This window comes from Pseudomonas sp. RV120224-01b (assembly GCF_003208145.1).
Lineage (GTDB): Bacteria > Pseudomonadota > Gammaproteobacteria > Pseudomonadales > Pseudomonadaceae > Aquipseudomonas > Aquipseudomonas monteilii.
The window spans coordinates 192,696-212,526 of sequence record NZ_QKMQ01000001.1 but is presented as its reverse complement, the minus strand read 5'-3'; the positions used below and the strand labels follow the sequence as shown (position 1 = coordinate 212,526).

Sequence of the window (19,831 nt, the reverse complement as noted above, 5' to 3'; positions counted from 1 at the left end):
CCCATTATTGCCTTCAAGGACCTGCATGAACGCCGACACCCAAGCCTCCTGTGACGAGCTGCTGCTGGACAACCAGGTCTGCTTTGCCCTGCACTCCACCTCGTTGCTGATGACCAAGGTCTACAAACCGCTGCTGCAGGCCTTGGGCCTGACCTACCCACAGTACCTGGCCATGCTCGTGCTGTGGGAGCGCGACGGCCTGACCGTGGGCGAGATCAGCCAGCACCTGCTCACCGACCCGGGCTCGCTGACCCCGCTGCTCAAGCGCCTTGAAAGCGAAGGCCTTCTGCAACGCAACCGCAGCCGCGAGGACGAACGGGTGGTGATGGTGCAACTGACCGACAAGGGCCGTGCCCTGCAACAGCAGGCCAAAGAGGTGCCTCAGTGCATCCTCAAGGCCAGTGGGTACAGCCTGGCGCAGCTGCAACAACTGCAGGCCGACCTGCTGAACCTGCGCGAGAACCTGCAAAAAAACCTCTGAAAGCTATGCTGTGCAGTGGCCGTTCGGATGAGCGGTAACGATTTATCTTGCGCACAAACTAATTGCGCGTTAATTTAAATCCCACACCAACCCGCGCCCTCCTGCAAACGGGAGCGCACAGCACATTAGCGAGGCTCAAGATGCAAAAGGTCACTCCGCTGTACATCGCAGAAGCTACCTCTACCGGTGGGCGCGACGGCAAATCCAAGTCCAGCGACGGTAAGCTGGTCGTCAGCCTGAGCACCCCCAAGGAATTGGGCGGCGCCGGCGGTGACGGCACCAACCCCGAGCAGATGTTCGCCGCCGGTTACTCGGCCTGCTTCATTGGCGCCCTCAAATTTGTAGCCGGGCAAGAGAAAAAAGCCCTGCCGGCCGATGCATCGATCACCGCCAAGGTGGGTATCGGCCAGATCCCGGGTGGTTTCGGCCTGGACATCGACCTGCACATCAACCTGCCGGGCCTGGCCCAGGCCGACGCCGAAGGGCTGGTGGAAAAAGCGCACAAGGTGTGCCCGTACTCCAACGCTACCCGCGGCAATGTGGATGTACGCCTGCACGTGACCGTGTAAATCACAGGCACAAAAAAACCCGGCCAAGGCCGGGTTTTTGCGTTTCACAAGAAGAATTACTTCTTGGAGCGGCCTTTGAAGCTGTTGTCGCGAGTGTCGATGTCGATCCACTCGTCGATCTGGATGAAGTCGGCAACCTGGATCTCGGTACCGTTCTTCAGTTTGGCAGGCTTCATGACCTTGCCCGAGGTGTCGCCGCGAGCAGCGTTCTCGGTGTAGACAACCTGACGGCTGATGGTGGTCGGCAGTTCAACCGATACCAGGCGGCCTTCGAAGAACACGGCTTCGCAGATGTCTTCCATGCCTTCTTCGATGTACGGCAGAACGGCGTCGATGTCTTCGGCGTTCAGTTCGTACATGGTGTAGTCGGTGGTGTCCATGAAGGTGTACGAGTCACCGCTGATGAACGACAGGGTCGCTTCTTTGCGATCCAGGATCACGTCGTCCAGCTTGTCGTCCGCACCGTATACGGTTTCGGTCTTGTAGCCGGTCAGCAGGTTCTTCAGCTTGGTCTTCATGATCGCGCTGTTACGGCCCGACTTGGTGAACTCAGCTTTTTGAACCAGCCACGGGTCGTTGTCGATCCGCAGGACGGTACCGGGTTTCAGTTCTTTACCAGTTTTCATTACGAAGTATCCGAATCTGGATGGATTTATAAAAATCGAGGCCGCGTATCATAGCGAATTTCGGTAAAAGTGTACTAGCGCTGTGGCAAGGTCCGGCTGAGCGGCCTGTTGCGCAGCCCAACGCCGGGCATGCTGCTGCAGTTCTGGCCAATGCTGACGGGCCGCCCGCCAGGCCTGGCCCATGTCGAAATCCATGTTCCAGGCACGCCATAGGCCCAGCAGTGCGGCATCGGCATCGTCTGACAGGCCGCGTCGATAATGCCCGAGAAACGCTTCGAGCTTTTCCCAGTGGGCGTTTTCGTCCTGTACGTAGATGTGCCACAGCATCGGTTGCCCGGCCCACTGTGCACGCACGAACGAGTCTTCGCCGCGCACGGCGTTGAAATCACAGCTCCACAGCAGCCGGTCGTAGTCGTCCTGGCTGACGAAAGGCAGCACCTGCACGGTCAGTGCCCCTCGTTTGCGCACGCTGCCCACGGGTAGCGGCGCCTCGCCAAGCCACTGGCTGAGCCCCGCGACAACGCGCCCCTGCGGCACCAGCAGGTGACAAGGCTGCTCGCTTGTGGCCAGGGCATCAAGCCAGTTGCCCAGCTGCGGGTTTTCGTAGGCGAACAGCGAAACCAGCAACGCCCCTGCTTCGGGATTTACACCAAGCCCCTGCAAGAAGGCCTGCCTTGCCCCCTGCTGGAACGCGTCACGCCGCGCCAGCAGCGAGCCCTCGCGCAGCAGTCCACCCGTCTTCTCGGTAAAGCCGGGGAAGAAAAACACCTTGCGCAGGCCATTGGGCTGCGGCGACGGCAAGCCATGGCAGCCCTCCACCCAGTCCTCGGCACTGAGGTATTCCAGGTTCAGCCACAGCGGCGGCGTGGCGCAGGCACGCATGGCCTCCACATAAGGTGCCGGCAACTGGCAGGCAAATGCGCCGATCACCACATCAGCCGGATCCACCGGCAACCAGGCTGCCGGCCATTGGCGCACGTCCACACCCTGCTGCCACTGTTGCGTAGCAGTGGCATCGGCGCCGGGGCACATGGGCGTGAAGGCGTTCAGGTCATCCACCCACAGGCGCACCGCCAGGCCATGCTCAGCCACCAGCTGCCGAGCCAGGCGCCAGGTCACGCCAATATCGCCGTAGTTGTCGACGACACTGCAGAAGATGTCCCAGGTGGCTTTCATGCGCCCCTCCCGTACCGGTGCAAAAACCGCGAATTCTGCGCATAAATTGTCGCCGACAAAAGCACCTGCGCGGAAAAATGCCCAAGTGCATGCGACAATGCACCCCGACCGACCTTGCCAGGAGGCTGCCATGCCCCGCCAGCGTGAACTGAAAATCACCCTCAAGCCGTTGCCGTTGATCCTGTGCGTTGCCTTTGGCCTTTGGCTGGGCGCGGTGGCCATCGTGGCGAGCGCCTGGCTAGCCCTGTCGGTGTGGCCGCAGCAGGTACAGCCGCTGGCCCAGGCCCTGCCCCCCAGCGTCTACCCGCCAGCAGCGGCGCCGGCAGCAGCCCCGCCAGCGGATGCCCAGGCCGAGATGTTCGACCGCTACAAGGACATCCTGCACAAGCAGGAACAGCAACAGGCCGCCGAAGCCGCCCAAGGCAACCCGCGCAACCTCAACAGCCCCAAGTGCCAGTTCTGGCTGCAGCAGAACCGCACCGCCCCCACCGACAAAAGCCAGGCCAATGTGCTGGAGTTCTGTTACTGACCATGGACAAGCCCCACCTGCTGGCGCAGATCGTCGCCATCCTCACGCATGATCTGGACGTGCTGACCCGTGCGGCGCAAACCGCCTACGAGGCCGCCACCGCCGAAGAGAACATCGCCGAGAACAAGTACGACACCCTGGGCCTGGAAGCCTCGTACCTGGCCACAGGCCAGGCCCGGCGCAGTGCAGAGATTCGCCAGGCCCTGCTGATCTACCAGCAACTACTGCTGCGCGACTATGACCCCGCACGCGGTGTGCAGGTGAGCAACCTGGTGACACTGGAGGATGAGGATGGCGGGCAGCGGCGGGTGTTCATCGGCCCTGAAGCGGCAGGGCTGAAAATTGGCGAGGGGGATGGGTTGGTAACTGTAATTACCCCGCGCTCGCCGCTTGGGCAGCAACTGATGGGCAAGCGTGTGGATGATGAGGTGAGCGTGGGGGCGCAGACATTGTTCATTACGGGTATTGCCTGACCGGGCCCTATCGCCGGCAAGCCAGCTCCCACAGGATTACCACAGGCCTGAATGCTGTGCGGTCTCTGTGGGAGCTGGCTTGCCGGCGATAGGGCCAGTATGGGCAATACAAATCTAATGGTCTTGCAAGGCATCAAACCGCCCCGCCAACCCCTGCTCGGCAAACTTCTCCACCACAAAATCGATGAACGCCCGGGTCTTCCCCGGCAACAACTTGTGCTCGGCGAAATACAGGCTGATATGCCCGTCGTCCACATACCAGTCCGGCAACACCCGCCGCAGCCGCCCACCCTGCAGGTAGGGCACGGCAAACGGCAGGCTCACCAGGGCAATCCCCAGCCCCTGCTCGGCCACCGCGCACGCCGCATCCGAATCGCTCATGGTCATCGCCTGGCGCAGTTGCAACGGCTGTTGCGCCTGCCAGCGGCTGGTCAACGGCCACGAACGCACCCGCCCGGTCTGCGGTGAGCGGATCAGGATGCCGTCGTGCCGCTGCAGCACCTCTGGGTCTGCAATCGGCGCATGCCGTTCAAGATACACCGGCGCCGCCACCAACACCCGGTGCGCAGGCGTCAGCTTGCGCGCCACCACCCCCGGCGGCAGTTCAAAACCACCGCCGATCGCCGCATCGAACCCTTGGCCAATCAAGTCGACCTGGCGGTTGTCGAAATGCCAGTCCGGGGTAATGGCCGGGTAACGGCGCAAAAACTCACTCAGCAACGGCAACACGTACAAGCGCCCGAACACCGTACCCATACTTACCCGCAACAGCCCGGCCGGCTGGCCTTCGGCGCTGGCCAGGTTGGCCACGGCGTACTGGATAGTGCGGAAGCTGTCACTGACCTCACCGAGAAAACGCTGCCCCGCTTCGGTCAAAGTCAGCTTGCGGGTACTACGCTGGAACAACCGCACCCCCAGGCGCGCCTCCAGCTGGGCCACATGCTTGCCCACAGCGGCCGGGGTAATGCTCAGGCGCCTGGCAGCCTCGGCAAAGCTGCCGACCTCGGCACTGCGGATGAAGCACTCCAACGCGTTGAACGATTCCATGGCCATGATTGGCAACCAAAGGTTTACTCTGCTGATAGTGATTGCCATCTTATCAGCAGGTAATCGAGCGCCGATACTGCGCCCATCCAAGGCATTCCGGCCTGGCTTCCAGCAGGAGATCAGCATGTCCAAGCAACTTACACTCGAAGGCAAAGTGGCCCTGGTACAGGGCGGTTCCCGTGGCATTGGTGCGGCCATCGTGCGGCGCCTGGCCCGCGAGGGCGCACACGTGGCCTTTACCTATGTCAGCTCTGCCGGCCCGGCAGAAGCACTGGCCCAGGAAATTATCGAAAACGGCGGCAAGGCCCTGGCCCTGCGGGCCGACAGTGCCGATGCAGCAGCCGTGCAGCTGGCGGTGGATGACGCCGTGAAGGCCTTCGGCCGGCTGGATATCCTGGTCAACAATGCCGGCGTGCTGGCGGTGGCACCGGTAGCCGAATTCGACCTGGCCGACTTCGACCGCATGCTGGCGGTGAATGTACGCAGCGTGTTCGTCGCCAGCCAGGCCGCCGCACGCTACATGGGCCAGGGCGGGCGCATCATCAACATCGGTAGCACCAACGCCGAACGCATGCCGTTTGCCGGTGGCGCACCCTATGCCATGAGCAAGTCGGCGCTGGTTGGCCTGACCCGCGGCATGGCCCGCGACCTGGGGCCGCAAGGCATTACCGTGAACAACGTGCAGCCAGGGCCGGTGGACACCGACATGAACCCGGCCAGCGGCGAGTTTGCCGAGAGCCTGATCCCGCTGATGGCGATTGGGCGCTATGGCGAGGCGGATGAGATTGCCAGCTTTGTGGCTTACCTGGCGGGGCCGGAGGCGGGGTACATCACCGGGGCCAGTTTGACTGTGGATGGTGGGTTTGCTGCCTGATTGAAAGGTCGCCTGTGCCGGCCCCTTCGCGGGCTTGCCCGCTCCCACAGGGAAATCACAAGGCTTGAGGGCAGTGATATCCCTGTGGGAGCGGGCAAGCCCGCGAAGAGGCCGGCACAGGTTCAACCTATCTGCGCCCCTCTACACCGCACAATAGATTGATGTCATGCCCGACACTTCCCGATAATCCCCCTTTTCCTCTGCCCGCCGCGAGCCACGCATGACCTCCCCCACTCTCAGCCGCGCCCTGATCCTGCTGATGGCCACCGCCACCGGCCTGGCCGTGGCCAGCAATTACTACGCCCAACCGCTGCTGCACAGCATCGCCCAGCAGTTCGGCCTGAGCACTGCCAGCGCCGGTAGCATCGTCATTGCCGCACAGCTCAGTTATGGCGCCGGCCTGTTGTTGCTCGCGCCGCTGGGTGACCTGTTCGAGCAGCGCCGGCTGATCACCGTAATGACCGCTATTTCCACGCTGGGCCTTGTCATCAGCGCCTGTGCGCCGAGCCTTCCCTGGCTGATTCTGGGCACGGCGCTGACCGGGCTGTTCTCGGTGGTGGCGCAGATCCTGGTCCCCATGGCCGCGACCCTGAGCGAGCCACATCAGCGCGGCCGTGCGGTCGGCACGCTGATGAGCGGCCTGCTGCTGGGCATCCTGCTGGCGCGCACCGCAGCCGGCTTCATGGCCGAACTGGGCGGCTGGCGTAGCATCTATGTGCTGGCCGCCGTGCTGATGGCGATTACCGCCCTGGCCCTGTACCGCAGCTTGCCACAGCACCACAGCCATGCCGGGCTGAAGTACCCGGCGCTGATCGCTTCGGTGTTCCGCCTGTTCTTCGAAGAGCCCGTGCTGCGCCTGCGCTCACTGCTTGGGCTGCTGGCGTTCAGCCTGTTCGCACTGTTCTGGACACCGCTGGCGTTTCTGCTCGCACAAGGCCCCTACCACTATTCGGATGCCGTGATCGGCCTGTTCGGTCTGGCTGGTGCGGCGGGTGCGCTGTCGGCCAACTGGGCCGGGCGGCTGGCCGACCGTGGCAAAGGCTCGCTGGGTACCACTGTGGGCCTGGTCGTATTGCTGCTGTCGTGGGTGCCGCTGGGGTTTGCCCAGCAGTCGCTGCTGGCCTTGCTACTGGGCGTGTTGATGCTCGACCTGGCAGTGCAACTGGTGCACGTGAGCAACCAGAACGCAGTGATTGCCCTGCGGCCCGAGGCACGCACGCGGCTGAATGCCGGGTACATCACCTGCTACTTCATTGGCGGGGCGCTGGGGTCGCTGCTGGGCACACAGTTGTTCCAGCACCAGGGCTGGATGGGCATTGTGGTAGCAGGCCTGGTGATAGGCGGGCTGGCGCTGCTGGCGTGGGGACTGGCCAATCGAAAGGCCGCTTGATTGACACAGGGGCGACATCGCACCGCACTACCCTCCGTCGTATTGGCGTTGACTTGCCTGCCCGGGCAGCGCTCAGTAGGCGCTGGTCAATGCCCTTTCCCTGACAGGACGACTTTATGACAAGACTCACGGTGCAATCCGGCGATTTCTTGCAAGGTGAAGGCGAGTATCGCAACGGATCGCTCACACTCAAGACCCCGCGCAGCCCCTCCCCGGGCGAGCGGATTTCACTCGCGCGCATCAGCGACCTCAGGCTGGCCAGCCTGGAATCAAGCCGCAGCCTGGGCAGCGCCCTGGGCTGGGGTGTGGCCGGCGCTCTGGTGGCGGGCCCGGTAGGGTTGCTGGCCGGGCTGTGGCTGGGTGGCAAGGAGGAAGAAGCCACCTTCCTGGCCACCTTCAAGGATGGGCGCAAGCTCATGGCGATAACCGACGGCAAAACCTGGTCAAAGATCGATGACAGCTGGCGGCAGCACAAGCGGCCCGCCAACCAGGACTGAATATCGCGGGGCCCGGATCGTTTTATGCAGAAGGCGGCTGTTAAGATGCCACCTTTTTCATGGTCGGAGCCCCCGCATGCCACCGCGTCACCCCCGCCTGCCCCTGAGCCTGCTCAGCCTGGGCCTGGCCCTGCATTGCCCCCATGTGCTTGCCGAAGACAGCGTGGTGCTGGCGCCGCTGCAGGTGTCCGACACCTATGCCAACGATGGCTACCAGGCACGCCAGGCCGCAGTGGGTGGCTTGCAGCCCGCGCCCTTGCTCGATACGCCCGCCTCGGTCAGCGTATTCACCCAGCAACTGCTGGAAGACCGCCAGGTGCGCAAGCTCAGCGAAGTGCTGCAAAGTGACGCCTCGGTTGGCGACAGCTATGCCCCCATCGGCTACTACGAAAATTTCAATGTGCGCGGCTTCGAGCTGAATGCCGCCAGCAGCTACCGCATCAATGGCCAGACCATCGCCGGTGAGCAGAACGTGGCCCTGGAGAACAAGCAGCAGGTGGAGTTGCTCAAGGGCCTGTCAGGGCTGCAGAGCGGCGTGTCGGAGCCCGGCGGCTTGGTCAACTACGTGACCAAGCGTGCCGAAGACGTGCGCAGCGTCACGGTATCGACCAATGAGCAAGGCGAACGCTACCTGGCCACTGACCTGGGCGGCTGGTTCGGCAGCGAAAAACAGTTTGGCCTGCGCGCCAACCTGGCCCATGAAGACATCCGCGCCTACGTCGACCACGCTGACGGCAAGCGCGACTTCGCCTCGCTGGCGTTCGACTGGCAGATCAACCCGGATGCCACCCTGCAACTGGATGCCGAATACCAGCACCGCGAACAGCGCTCGGTGCCGGGTTACCAATTACTGGGCGGCACCGAAGTGCCCCACGGCATCGACCCGGATGACCGCCTGGCCTACCAGGATTGGGCCAAACCGGTGCAGAACGACTCGCTGAACCTGGGCGGGCGCTTCGAGTATCGCTTCAACGAGGCCTGGACCGGCACCTTGAGTGCCTCGCGCAGCAAGGTGGTGATCGACGACTACAGTTCGTTCGCCTGGGGTTCGAGCGAAGGCGCATTTTTCGGCAGCAATGGCGACTACGACATCTACGACTTCCGCAGCCCCGACGACACCCGCCGCACCGATGAGGCGCAGGCCATGCTCAATGGGCGGTTCGATGCGTTGGGCGTGGGTCATGAGCTGACCGTGGGGACCAGTGCGCAACGGCGTACGCTGGATCAGCGACCCAGCTATATGGAATGGGTCGGTACAGGCAACCTGTATACCGGTGCACCGGCTTTTGATCCATCCGATAAGTCCATCAGGTCAAGCGAGCGTCGCCTGGACAGCCGCCAGTATGGGCTGTTTTTCAGCGACCGAATCAGCTTCAACGAGCAATGGCAGACCGTGCTGGGTGCACGTGAAGTACGCCTGGACGAGAAAACCTGGAATGAAGACGGCGCAACTGGCCGCCACACCCGGCAGTACGAGTTGCTGCCTAACGCAGCGCTTATATACAAACCGCAGCCAGATACCACGGTATATGCCAGCTACTCCAAGGGTCTGTCCGCAGGCGGTACCGCACCGTGGTTCGCTGAAAACAAATTCGAAATCCTCGCGCCCACTACCTCCCACCAACTGGAACTGGGCCTGAAGCACGATTGGCAAGGTGTGAGCTTCAGCGCCGCGCTGTTCCAGATCCGCCAGGCCTACCAGTACGCACGCCCGGACGGCGCCGGTAACTTCACCTATGTGCAGCAAGGCCAGCAGAAAAACACTGGCCTGGAACTGGGCGCCAGCGGCTGGGTGACCCACAACCTGCAGGTGCAAGCCAGCGCTGCGGCCATTCGGGCGCGGGTGCAAAACAGCGGCACCGAGGCCTATGAAGGCCATCAGGCGATCAACGTGCCCAGGTTCCGGGCAGCGCTGCAGGCAGAATACACACTACCGGTGCCAGGCCTGGCGTTGCTGGGCGGGGCGCGCTACAGCGCCAGCAAGTCTGCGAGCCAGGCGGGGAACGTGGAGGTTGGCGGCTATGCGGTACTCGATCTTGGCAGCCGCTACCGGACGCGTATTGCCGGGTATGACACGGTGCTACGGCTGACCGTTGATAACGTGTTCGACAAACGCTACTGGCGTGATGTAGGGGATTACCTGGGGGATAACTACCTGTTCCAGGGGGCGCCACGTACGGCTCGGCTGTCGGCTTCGGTCAGCTTCTAGATTAGAAGCGCACCAAAGCCAACCTGCATCACCGAAGGCATCATTCCTGGCGGAAGGGCAACATCCCCCGTGCCTCCTCGGCATACCCCCTTACCCCTTCCCGCTCCTGCGCCAGGAAATCCTCCACCGCCCGCCGCAACCCGGGGTGCAGCAGGTAATGCCACGACCGCGTCAACACCGGCTCGAACCCGCGTATCAGCTTGTGCTCCCCCTGCGCCCCGGCATCGAAACGCTGGTAGCCCTCGGCAATGGCAAAGTCCATGCCCTGGTAGAAACACGTCTCGAAATGCAACCGGTCGAATTCATCCAGGCAGCCCCAGTAACGACCAAACAGGCTGTCGCCCCCCACCAGGCTCAGCGCCATCGCCACATCGCGCCCACCCTGACGCGCCATCACCACCCGCACAGCCTCGGGCATGCGCTCGGCCAGCAGGCTGAAAAATGCGCGGGTCAGGTAGGGGGCACGGCGGCGCACCGCATAGGTGTTGGCGTAGCACAGGAAGACGAAATCCCACTGCGCCTCGTCCAGCTCATCGCCACGGTACCAGCGAAAATCAATGCCCTGCCCGGCCACCTGCTCACGCTCCTTGCGCATCTGCTTGCGCTTGCGCGAACTCAGGCTGTCGAGAAAGTCCTGAAAGTCCCTGTAGCCCCGGTTGCGCCAATGGAACTGACAACCAAGGCGCTCCATCCAGCCCGGCAGGCCTGCCAGCTGTGTGTCCAGTGCCGGGTCGGTGAAGTTGATGTGCGCACCGGATAACCCGCCCTTGCCAAGGTACTCGGGCAGGGCCTGCAGCATCATCAAACCGTCGGCAGGGTCCGCCGCCAACAGGCGTGGGCCGCTGACCGGGCTGAACGGTACTGCCCCCAGCAGCTTGGGGTAGTAGGCAATACCTGCCCGTTCACAGGCATCGGCCCAGCCATGGTCGAAAACGTACTCGCCAAACGAATGCCACTTGCGGTAAGCCGGCAACAACGCCCTCACCTGCCCGTCACGCTCCAGCACCAGGTGCTCGGCAGCCCATCCCGTGCTGCGCTGCACGCTGCCGCTGTCCTCCATCGCACTGAGGAAGGCATGGCGCAGGAACGGTTGGCCTGCTGGCACCAGGGCGTCCCAGGTGGCCGCCGGAAGATCACGCAAATGGGCAAGGCTGTACAGGCTGGTCACGGTTTCGGCTCGCTGTGTGAAGGCCTTCAGTATCCTCAAGGAAGGCCCGGCACTCAAATGACGAACGCCGGGCTGATCCTTTTATTCTCAATTACTTAACCGCAGTGCCACTAATTAGACATTAATCTGTCATTGGCCCCCGCAATACTTGCGCCTGTTTTCCGGAACCTCAGAACCTGTCTAGTCAGGCCCTTTCCGAAGACATGCCAACGCAGGGGCAGGCGCTTGAGCCTCCCCCATTTTTTTCAGTAGGGAGAACCTTATGCGTCTTGTTTCTACACTTACCGGAGTGAGCCTCACCGGCATGATGCTGGCTCTGAGCGCCCCGGCCAGTGCTGCTGTCGACGCCAAGCTGCTCGAAATGCTCCGCGCCAACGGCTCGATCAACCAGGCGCAGTACAACGAACTGCAGGGCGACCTGGCAAAAGAAACCAAGGAAAGGGCCGACCAGAAAGCTCAATCTGAACGGATGAGCAACTTCGAACAGAAAGTGGCATGGGCCGCCAAGACCCAGATCAAGGGTGATGTGCGCCTGCGTTACGAAGACGTCAACGTTGACAACCCGATCTCCCGCAGCGGCAACCAGGACCGTGAGCGCGTGCGTGCCCGTGTCGGCTTCTACAGCGAGATCAACCCGCAGGTTGACGCTGGCGTGCGTGTGGCCACCGGCAGCAGCGCCGATGCCCGTTCGACCAACCAGAGCCTGGACAACTACTTCGAGAAGAAATCGCTGTGGGTCGACCTGGCCTACCTCGACTGGCACCCGACTGCCGTGCCTAACCTGCACCTGATTGGCGGCAAGATGATGCAGCCATGGGTGAGCATGGGCGACATCATCTGGGACAGCGACATCAACCCGGAAGGCGTGGCAGCTACCTACAAGACCAACCTCGGCCCGGCCGAAGTGTTCGGCAGCATCGGCCACTACAACCTGAAGGACAACGTCGACGGCGACGGCGTGCAGTTCAAGCACGACGCGCAACTGTACGCGGCCCAGCTGGGTACCAAGTTCAACGCGGCTGACACCGTCAAGGTTACCGTTGGCGGCAGCGTATACGGCTACGACAACGACAAGGCCTCGGCTGCTCTGCGCTCGCTGGGCAACACCACCGACGAGTTCAACCTGGTTGAAGGCTTCGGTCAGGTCGATTTCACCGGTTTCGCCATTCCACTGTCGGCTTACGGCCAGTTCGTCAAGAACACCGAAAGCACCGATGGCAAGGACAAGGCCTGGCTGGCTGGTTTGAAGAGCAAGATCGGCGCCTGGAGCCTGGACTACAACTACCGCGACGTACAGCGTAACGGTGTTGTCAGCCTGTTCACCGACTCCGACTTCGGTAACGGCTTTACCGGTTCCCGTGGCCACAAGTTCAAGGTGGGTTACGAAATCGACAAGAACTTCGCCCTGGGCGCGGCCTACATGATGGCCAAGACCGACTACTCCAACCTGCCGAACAGCGATGCTGATGTAGACACGCTGCAGGTGGACCTGGAAGCCAAGTTCTAAGCACCACCCTCCTCTGCTTCACCTGAAGCGGGAAATGCCGACCCCATCCGGCGTTTCCCGCTTTTTTTTTGCCTGTCAGCCTGTACCGGCCTCTTCGCAGGTAAACCCGCAAAGAGGCCGGTACAGGCTGACTGAGGATCAGCGCTTGCGCAGAATCACGCTACCAATCGAATACCCCGCACCAAACGAGCTCAATACGCCCAACGACCCCTTGGCCAGGTCATCCTGATACAGGTGGAAGGCAATCACCGACCCCGCCGAACTGGTGTTGGCGTAACGGTCCAGAATCACCGGTGCATCTTCCTCGGCCACTTCACGCCCCAGCAGCTTCTTGACGATCAGGTGGTTCATGCTGAGGTTGGCCTGGTGCAGCCAGAAGCGCTTCACATCGCTCGGTTGCAGGCCATTTTCCTGCAGGTGCTCACCGATCAGCTCGGCCACCTTCGGGCACACCTCACGGAACACCTTGCGGCCTTCCTGGATGAACAGCTTGTCTGCGGCGCCCTCGCCCTCTTCCGCTGCCCGGTTGAGGAAGCCGAAGTTGTTGCGGATGTTGTTGGAGAACTCGGTCCACAGCTTGGTGCTGACGATGTCGAACTGGTGCGCCGAGGTGGCCTTGTCGGCACGCTCAAGCAACACCGCGGTGGCGGCATCACCGAAAATGAAATGGCTGTCGCGGTCACGGAAGTTCAGGTGCCCGGTGCACACTTCCGGGTTGACCATCAGCACCGCACGCGCCTGGCCCAGGGCCACGCTGTTGGCGGCAGTCTGGATGCCGAAGGTGGCCGACGAGCAGGCCACGTTCATGTCGAAGGCAAAGCCCTGGATGCCCAGCGCCTGTTGCACTTCGATGGCGATGGCCGGGTACGGGCGCTGCAGGTTGGAGCAGGCGACGATCACGCCATCGACATCGGCAGCCGTGCGGCCGGCGCGCTCCAGGGCCTGGCGGGCAGCGGCCACGGCCATTTCGCAGAGCACCGAGGGCTCGTCGTTGGAACGCTCGGGCAGGCGTGGTTTCATGCGCTGCGGGTCGAGGATGCCAGCCTTGTCCATCACGAAGCGGCTCTTGATGCCCGAGGCCTTTTCGATAAAGGCCGCATCGGACAGCGGCGCTGCTTCAACTTCACCGCGCTCGATGGCAGCGGCGTTGTCCTGGTTGAACTGCTGCGACCAGGCGTTGAAGGAAGCCACCAGTTCTTCGTTGGAAATGCTCTGGGCCGGGGTGTACAGGCCGGTGCCGCTGATCACGACATTATGCACGGTCGTTCCTCTGGTCAAAGGCCATCGCCACAGGGCGCTGGCTGGGAATATGACAATTTAGTGGCACTTTAGTACCAATTCAGGGGCGTACGTGCCCCCTGTGGGAGCGGGTTCGCCCGCGAAGGGCCGCAACGCGGCCCCAAACTCCCTGAAGTTTGCCACAAATCGGGCAGGTTAGCCTTCCACCTGGCTCCACTGTTTGCTCAATCTTTTGTCGGAAATCGGCACCTTTGTGCCCAACTGCTGGGCAAACAGCGACACCCGGTATTCCTCCAGCCACCAGCGGTACAACGTCAGTTGCTCATCGCGCTTGCCTTCCTGGGCATGCTTGTCGGCACGGGCCTTGTACTGTGCCCACAAATTGGCCAGCTCACCGCTCCATACCCGGTCCTTCTGCACCTGCGAACCCAGCTTCTCCAGGCGCAGTTCCACCGCCTTGAGGTAACGCGGCAGCTCCTTGAACCAAACCCCGGGCGTTTCACGCACAAAGCCCGGGTACACGAGGTTGCCCAACTGTTGCTTGATGTCGTTCAGCGCCACCGCCTGGCTCAGGTCGATCTTGCCCTTGAAGCGCTTCTGCAGCCCATGCCACAGCTTCAGCACCTCCAGCGTCTGGCGCGCCAGCCGCTCGGCATGTTCGGCCCAGCTGCCGCGCTTGCGCTCAGCCAGCCCGGCCAAGGCCGCACCATCACGCGGCAACGGCTGTTCGCCTTCAAGGATGCAGCTGTCCAGGCTGGCCAGCAGGATGTCTTCGACCAGTGCCTCGACCCGGCCCATTTCACGGTACAGCAGGCCAAGCTCGGTCAGGCCCGGCAGCTTGCCGCGCAGGTACTTGGCCGGCTCGGCCAGTTGCTGCAACAACAGGCGCTGCAGGGCGCGGCGGTGCTGGAACTCGGCTTCGGCCTGGGTCGAGAAGCGCCCTTCGCGCACGCTACCGCCCTCTTCCACCAACGCCGGGTACACGGTCATCGACAGGCCGGCAATCTTCTGCTGGGCAGTCTGCTTCACTTCGCTGAAAGCCTTGGCCTGCACCGGCTGCTCGCTCTTTTCAGTGCGCGGCACCGCCAGGGCAGCCTGGCTGGCAGCAGCAAAGCGCGCGGTCAGCTCGGCCAGGTCGCGGCCTTCGCCAAGGAACTTGCCCTGGCCGTCGACCACTTCGATGTTCATGCGCAGGTGGCCCTCGACCAGCTGGACCGACTCGTCCCAGGCCTCGTCGGACACCCGCGCACCCGTCATGCGCAGCAACTCCTGACCCAAGGCCCGCGGCAGTGCGCCCTGACCAAAAGTCATGCGCGCCAGCGAAGCCTTGACGAAGTCCGGCACCGGCACGAAGTTCTTGCGCAGGGCCTTGGGCAGGTTGCGTATCAGCGCCACGCACTTGGCTTCCAGCAGGCCTGGCACCAGCCATTCCAGGCGCTCGCCGGGCAGGCTTGGCAGCAACGGTGCCGGCACCCGCACGGTCACGCCGTCACGCGGGTGGCCGGGTTCGAAGTGGTAGCTCAGCGGCAGGCGTAGCTCGCCGACCTGCATGCTGTCGGGGTACTGCGCGGCAGTGACTTCGCTAGCCTCGCGGGCCAGCACGTCTTCCTCACGCATGATCAGCAGGTTGGCGTCCTTCTGGCTGCCCATGCGGTACCAGCTGTCGAAGGTCGCGGTCTGGTGGATTTCCGCCGGCAGGCGCGCTTCGTAGAAGGCGTACAGCGTTTCCTCGTCAGCCAGGATGTCGCGCCGGCGGGCCTTGGCCTCCAGCTCGTCGAGTTCTTCGAGCAGGCGTTTGTTGGCCGCCAGGCACTTGGCCCTCGACTGTATTTCGCCTCCCACCAGGCCCTCGCGGATGAACAGCTCACGCGAAGTGACCGGGTCGATCGGGCCAAAGTGTACCGGGCGGCGGCCGACCAGGATCAGGCCGTACAGGGTGATCTGCTCATAAGCCACCACCTGCCCGCGCTTCTTCTCCCAGTGCGGTTCGAAGTGGTTTTTCTTGACCAGGTGGCCGGCCAGCGGCTCGATCCAGTCCGGCTCGATCTTGGCGACCATGCGCGCATACAGCTTGGTGGTCTCGACCAGTTCGGCGGCCATGACCCACTGCGGTCGCTTGCGCCCCAGGCCCGAAGACGGGTGCACCCAGAAACGCCGTTGACGCGCCCCCTGGTAGTCGCCCTCTTCGGTCTTCTGGCCGATCTGGCTGAGCAGGCCGCTGAGGATGGCCTTGTGCATCTTCTGGTAGTCGGACGGTTCCTTGTTCACCGTCAACTGCAGGTCACGGCAGATCAGCGCCAGCTGGCGGTGGGCATCGCGCCACTCACGCAGGCGCAAGTAGTTCAGGAAATTCTTGCGGCACCAGTTGCGCAGCGGGTTGGCCGTCAGCGCCTGGCGTTGCTCTTCAAAACCGCGCCACAGGTTGACCAGCGCGGCGAAGTCGGAGTCTACGTCCTTCCATTGTGCATGGGCCTGATCAGCCGCCTGCTGACGCTCTGGCGGGCGCTCGCGCGGGTCCTGCACCGACAGTGCGCTGGTAACGATCAGCACTTCCTGCAGGCTGCCCAGTCGGGCGCCTTCGAGCAGCATGCGGCCCAGCCGCGGGTCGATGGGCAGGCGCGCCAGTTGGCGGCCAATCGGCGTCAGCTGGTTTTCGCGGTTGACCGCCGACAGTTCCTGCAACAGGTTGAAGCCATCGCTGATGGCCTTGCCATCCGGCGGCTCGATGAACGGGAACGCATCGATCGCGCCCAGGCGCAGGTGCAACATCTGCAGGATCACCGCCGCCAGGTTGGTGCGCAGAATCTCCGGGTCGGTAAACGCCGGCCGGCTGTTGAAGTCCTCTTCGCTGTACAGGCGTACGCAAATGCCCGGCTCGACCCGGCCGCAACGGCCTTTACGCTGGTTGGCGCTGGCTTGGGACACAGCTTCGATGGGCAGGCGCTGCACTTTGGCGCGGTAGCTGTAGCGGCTGATGCGTGCGGTGCCGGTGTCGATCACGTAGCGGATGCCCGGCACGGTCAGCGAGGTTTCGGCCACGTTGGTGGCCAGCACCACACGGCGCCCGGTGTGCGGCTGGAAGATGCGCTGTTGCTCGGCCGGCGACAGGCGTGCGTACAGCGGCAAAATCTCGGTGTGGCGCAACTGCGCCTTGCGCAGGATTTCAGCGGCATCGCGGATTTCCCGCTCGCCGGGCAGGAAGATCAGCACATCGCCCGGGCCTTTGCCTTCGCTGCGTTCGTGGTGCGCCAGCTCATCCAGGGTGGCGAGGATAGCCTGGTCGACGGTGAGGTCGTCCTCGATCTGGTTGCCTTCCTCGTCCTGCTCGCTGGTGAGCGGGCGGTACCAGGTTTCCACCGGGAAAGTACGCCCGGACACCTCGATGATCGGCGCGCCATCGAAGTGTTTGGAAAAGCGTTCCAGGTCGATGGTGGCCGACGTGATGATCAGTTTCAGGTCCGGCCGGCGATGCAGCAGTGTCTTCAGGTAGCCGAGCAGGAAGTCGATGTTCAGGCTGCGTTCGTGGGCTTCGTCGACGATGATCGTGTCGTAGCGCTCAAGAAAGCGGTCGTGCTGGGTTTCGGCCAGCAGGATGCCATCGGTCATCAGTTTGACCAAGGTATTGGCATCGCTCTGGTCTTCGAAACGTACCTGGTAACCGACCAGCCCGCCCAGCGGAGTGCCCAGTTCTTCGGCAACCCGCGCTGCCACGCTGCGCGCGGCGATCCGGCGTGGCTGGGTGTGGGCGATCAGGCCATGGCTGCCACGGCCCAGTTCCAGGCAAATCTTCGGCAGCTGGGTGGTCTTGCCCGAACCGGTTTCGCCGGCGATCACCAGCACCTGGTTTTCGGCCAGGGCCTTCTTGATTTCGTCACGCTTGGCGGCGATCGGCAGGTTGTCGTCGTAGCGCACGGTCGGCACGCTCTGCTGACGTGCAGTGACCTGGGCGCAGGAGGCCTGGACCTTTTCCACCCACTGCGAAAGCTTCGCCTCGTCGGGGCGCTTGCGCAGTTCGTGCAGTTGCCGACGCAGACGATGGCGGTCGGCAATCATGGCGTGGTCGAGGTTTTGCAGCAGTTTGTCGATGGCGTGGTCAGTCATGGGGCTTTTTAGTGATGCAGGTGAGCCTGCTTTTTCATGATCGGCATTCGGAAAGTTGGGCGATTGTCGCAGATTTGCCGATTCTCTGCTGCTTGCACAATCCCTGTGGGAGCGGCCTTGTGTCGCGAAAGGGCCGCGCAGCGGCCCCAGCAATCTCTGCACTGAAGCTAATAACCTGGGGCCGCTTTGCGGCCCTTTCGCGACACAAGGCCGCTCCCACATTGAACGAGTTGCCTTCCGGATAATGTTTAGCCAACCGCGATGTAAAGGTTGCCATTCACTGCTTTAATCAACCTTACGCCGCATGTGAGTATCAAAAGCATGACTCCCGCCCAGCCCATCGCCCCACCGTCTTCCCGCCCTTCGCTACCGAAGGCCCGGAGCCGTGCCGGGGAAAATCCGCTGGTGCACATCATCCTCGCCTTCTGGGCACTGTGGCACTGCCGCCACGCGCGCCCACCGGACTGCTCGCTCACGCCTTTGTGACCAAACCCGGCCATCGTCTGGCCGTTTGACTCAACCGGACCGCGCTTTTTGCGCGAATGTCCTGTGCGCTTGTGAGCGAATTCATCATGCACTTTGCACCTGTAGAGCAGGCTACCCGTTTCCTGGCTGACAACCCCGATATCGAGTTGTTCGAGCTGTTCATCCTCGACGCCAACGGCGTACCACGCGGCAAGCTGCTGCACCGTGATGAACTGTTGGCCGTGTACCAGACCGGCCGGCCGCTGCCCAGCACTATCCTTGGCCTGACCCTGAACGGCGACGACGTGGAAAACTCGGGCCTGGTGTGGGACGTGGGCGACATCGACTGCCGCGCCTACCCACTCGAAGGCAGCCTGGTGCGCCTGCCCTGGCGCCGGGTGCCGACCGCCGCGGTACAGGTCAGCATGCACCCGAGCGAAGGCCTGCCAGCCAGCATCGCCGACCCGCGCCATGTGCTGCTACGCACCATCGAAGCGCTGAAAGCCGACGGCTACCACCCGGTGATGGCCTGCGAACTGGAGTTCTACCTGCTCGACCAGAAGCGTGACGCCCAGGGCCGCCCGCAACCGGCGCTGGACAATGATGGCGGCCGCCCGCGCAGCACCCAGGTCTATGGCCTGCGTGAACTGGAACAGATCGAACCGTTCCTCGCCGACCTGTACGCCGCCTGCAAGGCGCAGGGCATCCCGGCGCGCACTGCGATTTCCGAGTACGCCCCCGGCCAGGTGGAAATTACCCTCGAACACGGCGACGCCCTGCAGGCAATGGACCAGGCCGTGCGCTACAAGCGCCTGGTCAAGGGCGTGGCCCACGCCCACGGCATGCAGGCCTGCTTCATGGCCAAGCCGTTTGCCAACCTGGCCGGCACCGGCATGCACATGCACCTGAGCCTGGCCGGCAGCACGGGCAACAACCTGTTCGCCAGTGAAGAGAAGGCCGGCACCCCGCTGCTGCGCCAGGCCGTGGCGGGCATGCTGCGCCACCTGCGCGACTCGCTGCTGCTGTTTTGCCCCAATGCCAACTCGTTCCGCCGCTTCCAGGCCAACAGCTATGCGCCGCTGGCGCCGACCTGGGGCGTGGACAACCGCACCGTGAGCCTGCGCGTGCCCGGCGGCCCGGCCAACAGCCGGCATGTAGAGCACCGCATTTGCGGCGCCGACGCCAACCCTTACCTGGCTGCCGCAGCGATCCTCGCCGCCAGCCATCGCGGCATCCGCGAACAGCTGGACCCAGGCGCACCGGTGGAAGGCAACGGCTATGCCCAAGCCACCGAGCACCTGCCCACCGACTGGCTGACCGCCCTCGATGCCCTGCAGCATTCCCATTGGGCTCGCGAAGCCTTGGGCGACGACTTCCTTGGCGTGTACCTGAAGGTAAAGCGTGCCGAGTACCGCCAGTTCATGGCCGAAGTCAGCGAGCAGGACTGGCGCTGGTACCTGCACCAGGCCTGAGCCCCTAC

The 19,831-nt window shown here is 63.2% G+C and carries 16 protein-coding genes; 10 read left to right on the top strand and 6 right to left on the bottom strand.

Going from position 1 to position 19,831, the window contains the following annotated elements; all coding sequences use genetic code 11:
- The first annotated feature begins 25 nt into the window (after positions 1-25).
- Positions 26-481, top strand: coding sequence for a MarR family winged helix-turn-helix transcriptional regulator (locus N436_RS01045; protein WP_016715092.1), 456 nt, complete (start codon positions 26-28; stop codon positions 479-481).
- A gap of 140 nt (positions 482-621) precedes the next feature.
- Entirely contained in the window at positions 622-1,050 is a 429-nt protein-coding gene (locus N436_RS01040) for an organic hydroperoxide resistance protein (RefSeq protein ID WP_012271110.1), read from the top strand.
- 56 nt (positions 1,051-1,106) lie between these two features.
- On the opposite strand, the gene efp is transcribed toward N436_RS01040, so the two are convergent.
- On the bottom strand, positions 1,107-1,676 hold the full coding sequence (efp, locus tag N436_RS01035) for an elongation factor P (RefSeq protein WP_012271109.1): 570 nt from the start codon (positions 1,674-1,676) through the stop codon (positions 1,107-1,109).
- Positions 1,677-1,724: 48 nt separating this feature from the next.
- Complete coding sequence (gene earP / locus N436_RS01030) at positions 1,725-2,852, bottom strand: elongation factor P maturation arginine rhamnosyltransferase EarP (protein WP_105945393.1); 1,128 nt, start codon at positions 2,850-2,852, stop codon at positions 1,725-1,727.
- A gap of 130 nt (positions 2,853-2,982) precedes the next feature.
- Between earP and N436_RS01025 the strand changes: the two genes are divergently transcribed.
- Positions 2,983-3,381, top strand: a complete 399-nt coding sequence (locus tag N436_RS01025) for a hypothetical protein (protein ID WP_105945394.1) — start codon at positions 2,983-2,985, stop codon at positions 3,379-3,381.
- Positions 3,382-3,383: 2 nt separating this feature from the next.
- Positions 3,384-3,854 carry a GreA/GreB family elongation factor gene (locus tag N436_RS01020; protein ID WP_105945395.1) on the top strand — a complete coding sequence of 157 codons (471 nt, stop codon included), beginning with the start codon at positions 3,384-3,386 and terminating at the stop codon, positions 3,852-3,854.
- A 114-nt stretch (positions 3,855-3,968) separates the two neighbouring features.
- On the opposite strand, the gene N436_RS01015 is transcribed toward N436_RS01020, so the two are convergent.
- Positions 3,969-4,907: a LysR family transcriptional regulator gene (locus N436_RS01015; protein WP_104835357.1), complete on the bottom strand. Its 939-nt coding sequence runs from the start codon at positions 4,905-4,907 to the stop codon at positions 3,969-3,971.
- A gap of 118 nt (positions 4,908-5,025) precedes the next feature.
- On the opposite strand from N436_RS01015, the gene N436_RS01010 reads away from it, so the two are divergent.
- The 4 genes from N436_RS01010 (at position 5,026) to N436_RS00990 (ending at position 9,871) form a co-directional block, all read left to right on the top strand.
- A complete protein-coding gene (locus tag N436_RS01010) occupies positions 5,026-5,775 on the top strand; it encodes a 3-oxoacyl-ACP reductase family protein (protein WP_105945396.1) in 750 nt (249 codons plus the stop codon).
- A gap of 220 nt (positions 5,776-5,995) precedes the next feature.
- Positions 5,996-7,165 (top strand): MFS transporter, encoded by a 1,170-nt coding sequence (locus tag N436_RS01000; RefSeq protein ID WP_105945397.1) that lies wholly within the window; start codon positions 5,996-5,998, stop codon positions 7,163-7,165.
- A 116-nt stretch (positions 7,166-7,281) separates the two neighbouring features.
- On the top strand, positions 7,282-7,662 hold the full coding sequence (locus N436_RS00995) for a hypothetical protein (RefSeq protein ID WP_060498703.1): 381 nt from the start codon (positions 7,282-7,284) through the stop codon (positions 7,660-7,662).
- A gap of 76 nt (positions 7,663-7,738) precedes the next feature.
- Positions 7,739-9,871 (top strand): TonB-dependent siderophore receptor, encoded by a 2,133-nt coding sequence (locus N436_RS00990; protein WP_110740210.1) that lies wholly within the window; start codon positions 7,739-7,741, stop codon positions 9,869-9,871.
- Positions 9,872-9,911: 40 nt separating this feature from the next.
- Here the strand turns inward: N436_RS00990 and N436_RS00985 are convergent, their stop codons facing one another.
- Positions 9,912-11,039, bottom strand: a complete 1,128-nt coding sequence (locus N436_RS00985; RefSeq protein ID WP_105945399.1) for a GNAT family N-acetyltransferase — start codon at positions 11,037-11,039, stop codon at positions 9,912-9,914.
- A gap of 262 nt (positions 11,040-11,301) precedes the next feature.
- Between N436_RS00985 and N436_RS00980 the strand changes: the two genes are divergently transcribed.
- Positions 11,302-12,546 (top strand): putative porin, encoded by a 1,245-nt coding sequence (locus tag N436_RS00980; RefSeq protein WP_016711900.1) that lies wholly within the window; start codon positions 11,302-11,304, stop codon positions 12,544-12,546.
- 138 nt (positions 12,547-12,684) lie between these two features.
- Here N436_RS00980 and N436_RS00975 read toward each other — a convergent pair whose 3' ends face one another.
- Together N436_RS00975 and hrpA are read right to left on the bottom strand one after the other, a co-directional pair.
- Positions 12,685-13,806: a beta-ketoacyl-ACP synthase III gene (locus N436_RS00975; protein ID WP_019099150.1), complete on the bottom strand. Its 1,122-nt coding sequence runs from the start codon at positions 13,804-13,806 to the stop codon at positions 12,685-12,687.
- Between the two features lie 174 nt (positions 13,807-13,980).
- The gene (hrpA, locus tag N436_RS00970; protein ID WP_110740209.1) at positions 13,981-17,886 is read right to left on the bottom strand and encodes an ATP-dependent RNA helicase HrpA; all 3,906 of its coding nucleotides are present in this window, start codon (positions 17,884-17,886) and stop codon (positions 13,981-13,983) included.
- A 572-nt stretch (positions 17,887-18,458) separates the two neighbouring features.
- On the opposite strand from hrpA, the gene N436_RS00955 reads away from it, so the two are divergent.
- The gene (locus tag N436_RS00955) at positions 18,459-19,823 is read left to right on the top strand and encodes a glutamine synthetase family protein (protein ID WP_110740414.1); all 1,365 of its coding nucleotides are present in this window, start codon (positions 18,459-18,461) and stop codon (positions 19,821-19,823) included.
- The last annotated feature ends 8 nt before the right edge of the window (positions 19,824-19,831 follow it).

Coding starts and splice junctions, on each gene's coding strand:
- N436_RS01045 (WP_016715092.1), top strand. CDS start 26: ATGAACGCCGACACCCAAGCCTCCTGTGACGAGCTGCTGCTGGACAAC.
- N436_RS01040 (WP_012271110.1), top strand. CDS start 622: ATGCAAAAGGTCACTCCGCTGTACATCGCAGAAGCTACCTCTACCGGT.
- efp (WP_012271109.1), bottom strand. CDS start 1,676: ATGAAAACTGGTAAAGAACTGAAACCCGGTACCGTCCTGCGGATCGAC.
- earP (WP_105945393.1), bottom strand. CDS start 2,852: ATGAAAGCCACCTGGGACATCTTCTGCAGTGTCGTCGACAACTACGGC.
- N436_RS01025 (WP_105945394.1), top strand. CDS start 2,983: ATGCCCCGCCAGCGTGAACTGAAAATCACCCTCAAGCCGTTGCCGTTG.
- N436_RS01020 (WP_105945395.1), top strand. CDS start 3,384: ATGGACAAGCCCCACCTGCTGGCGCAGATCGTCGCCATCCTCACGCAT.
- N436_RS01015 (WP_104835357.1), bottom strand. CDS start 4,907: ATGGCCATGGAATCGTTCAACGCGTTGGAGTGCTTCATCCGCAGTGCC.
- N436_RS01010 (WP_105945396.1), top strand. CDS start 5,026: ATGTCCAAGCAACTTACACTCGAAGGCAAAGTGGCCCTGGTACAGGGC.
- N436_RS01000 (WP_105945397.1), top strand. CDS start 5,996: ATGACCTCCCCCACTCTCAGCCGCGCCCTGATCCTGCTGATGGCCACC.
- N436_RS00995 (WP_060498703.1), top strand. CDS start 7,282: ATGACAAGACTCACGGTGCAATCCGGCGATTTCTTGCAAGGTGAAGGC.
- N436_RS00990 (WP_110740210.1), top strand. CDS start 7,739: ATGCCACCGCGTCACCCCCGCCTGCCCCTGAGCCTGCTCAGCCTGGGC.
- N436_RS00980 (WP_016711900.1), top strand. CDS start 11,302: ATGCGTCTTGTTTCTACACTTACCGGAGTGAGCCTCACCGGCATGATG.
- hrpA (WP_110740209.1), bottom strand. CDS start 17,886: ATGACTGACCACGCCATCGACAAACTGCTGCAAAACCTCGACCACGCC.
- N436_RS00955 (WP_110740414.1), top strand. CDS start 18,459: ATGCACTTTGCACCTGTAGAGCAGGCTACCCGTTTCCTGGCTGACAAC.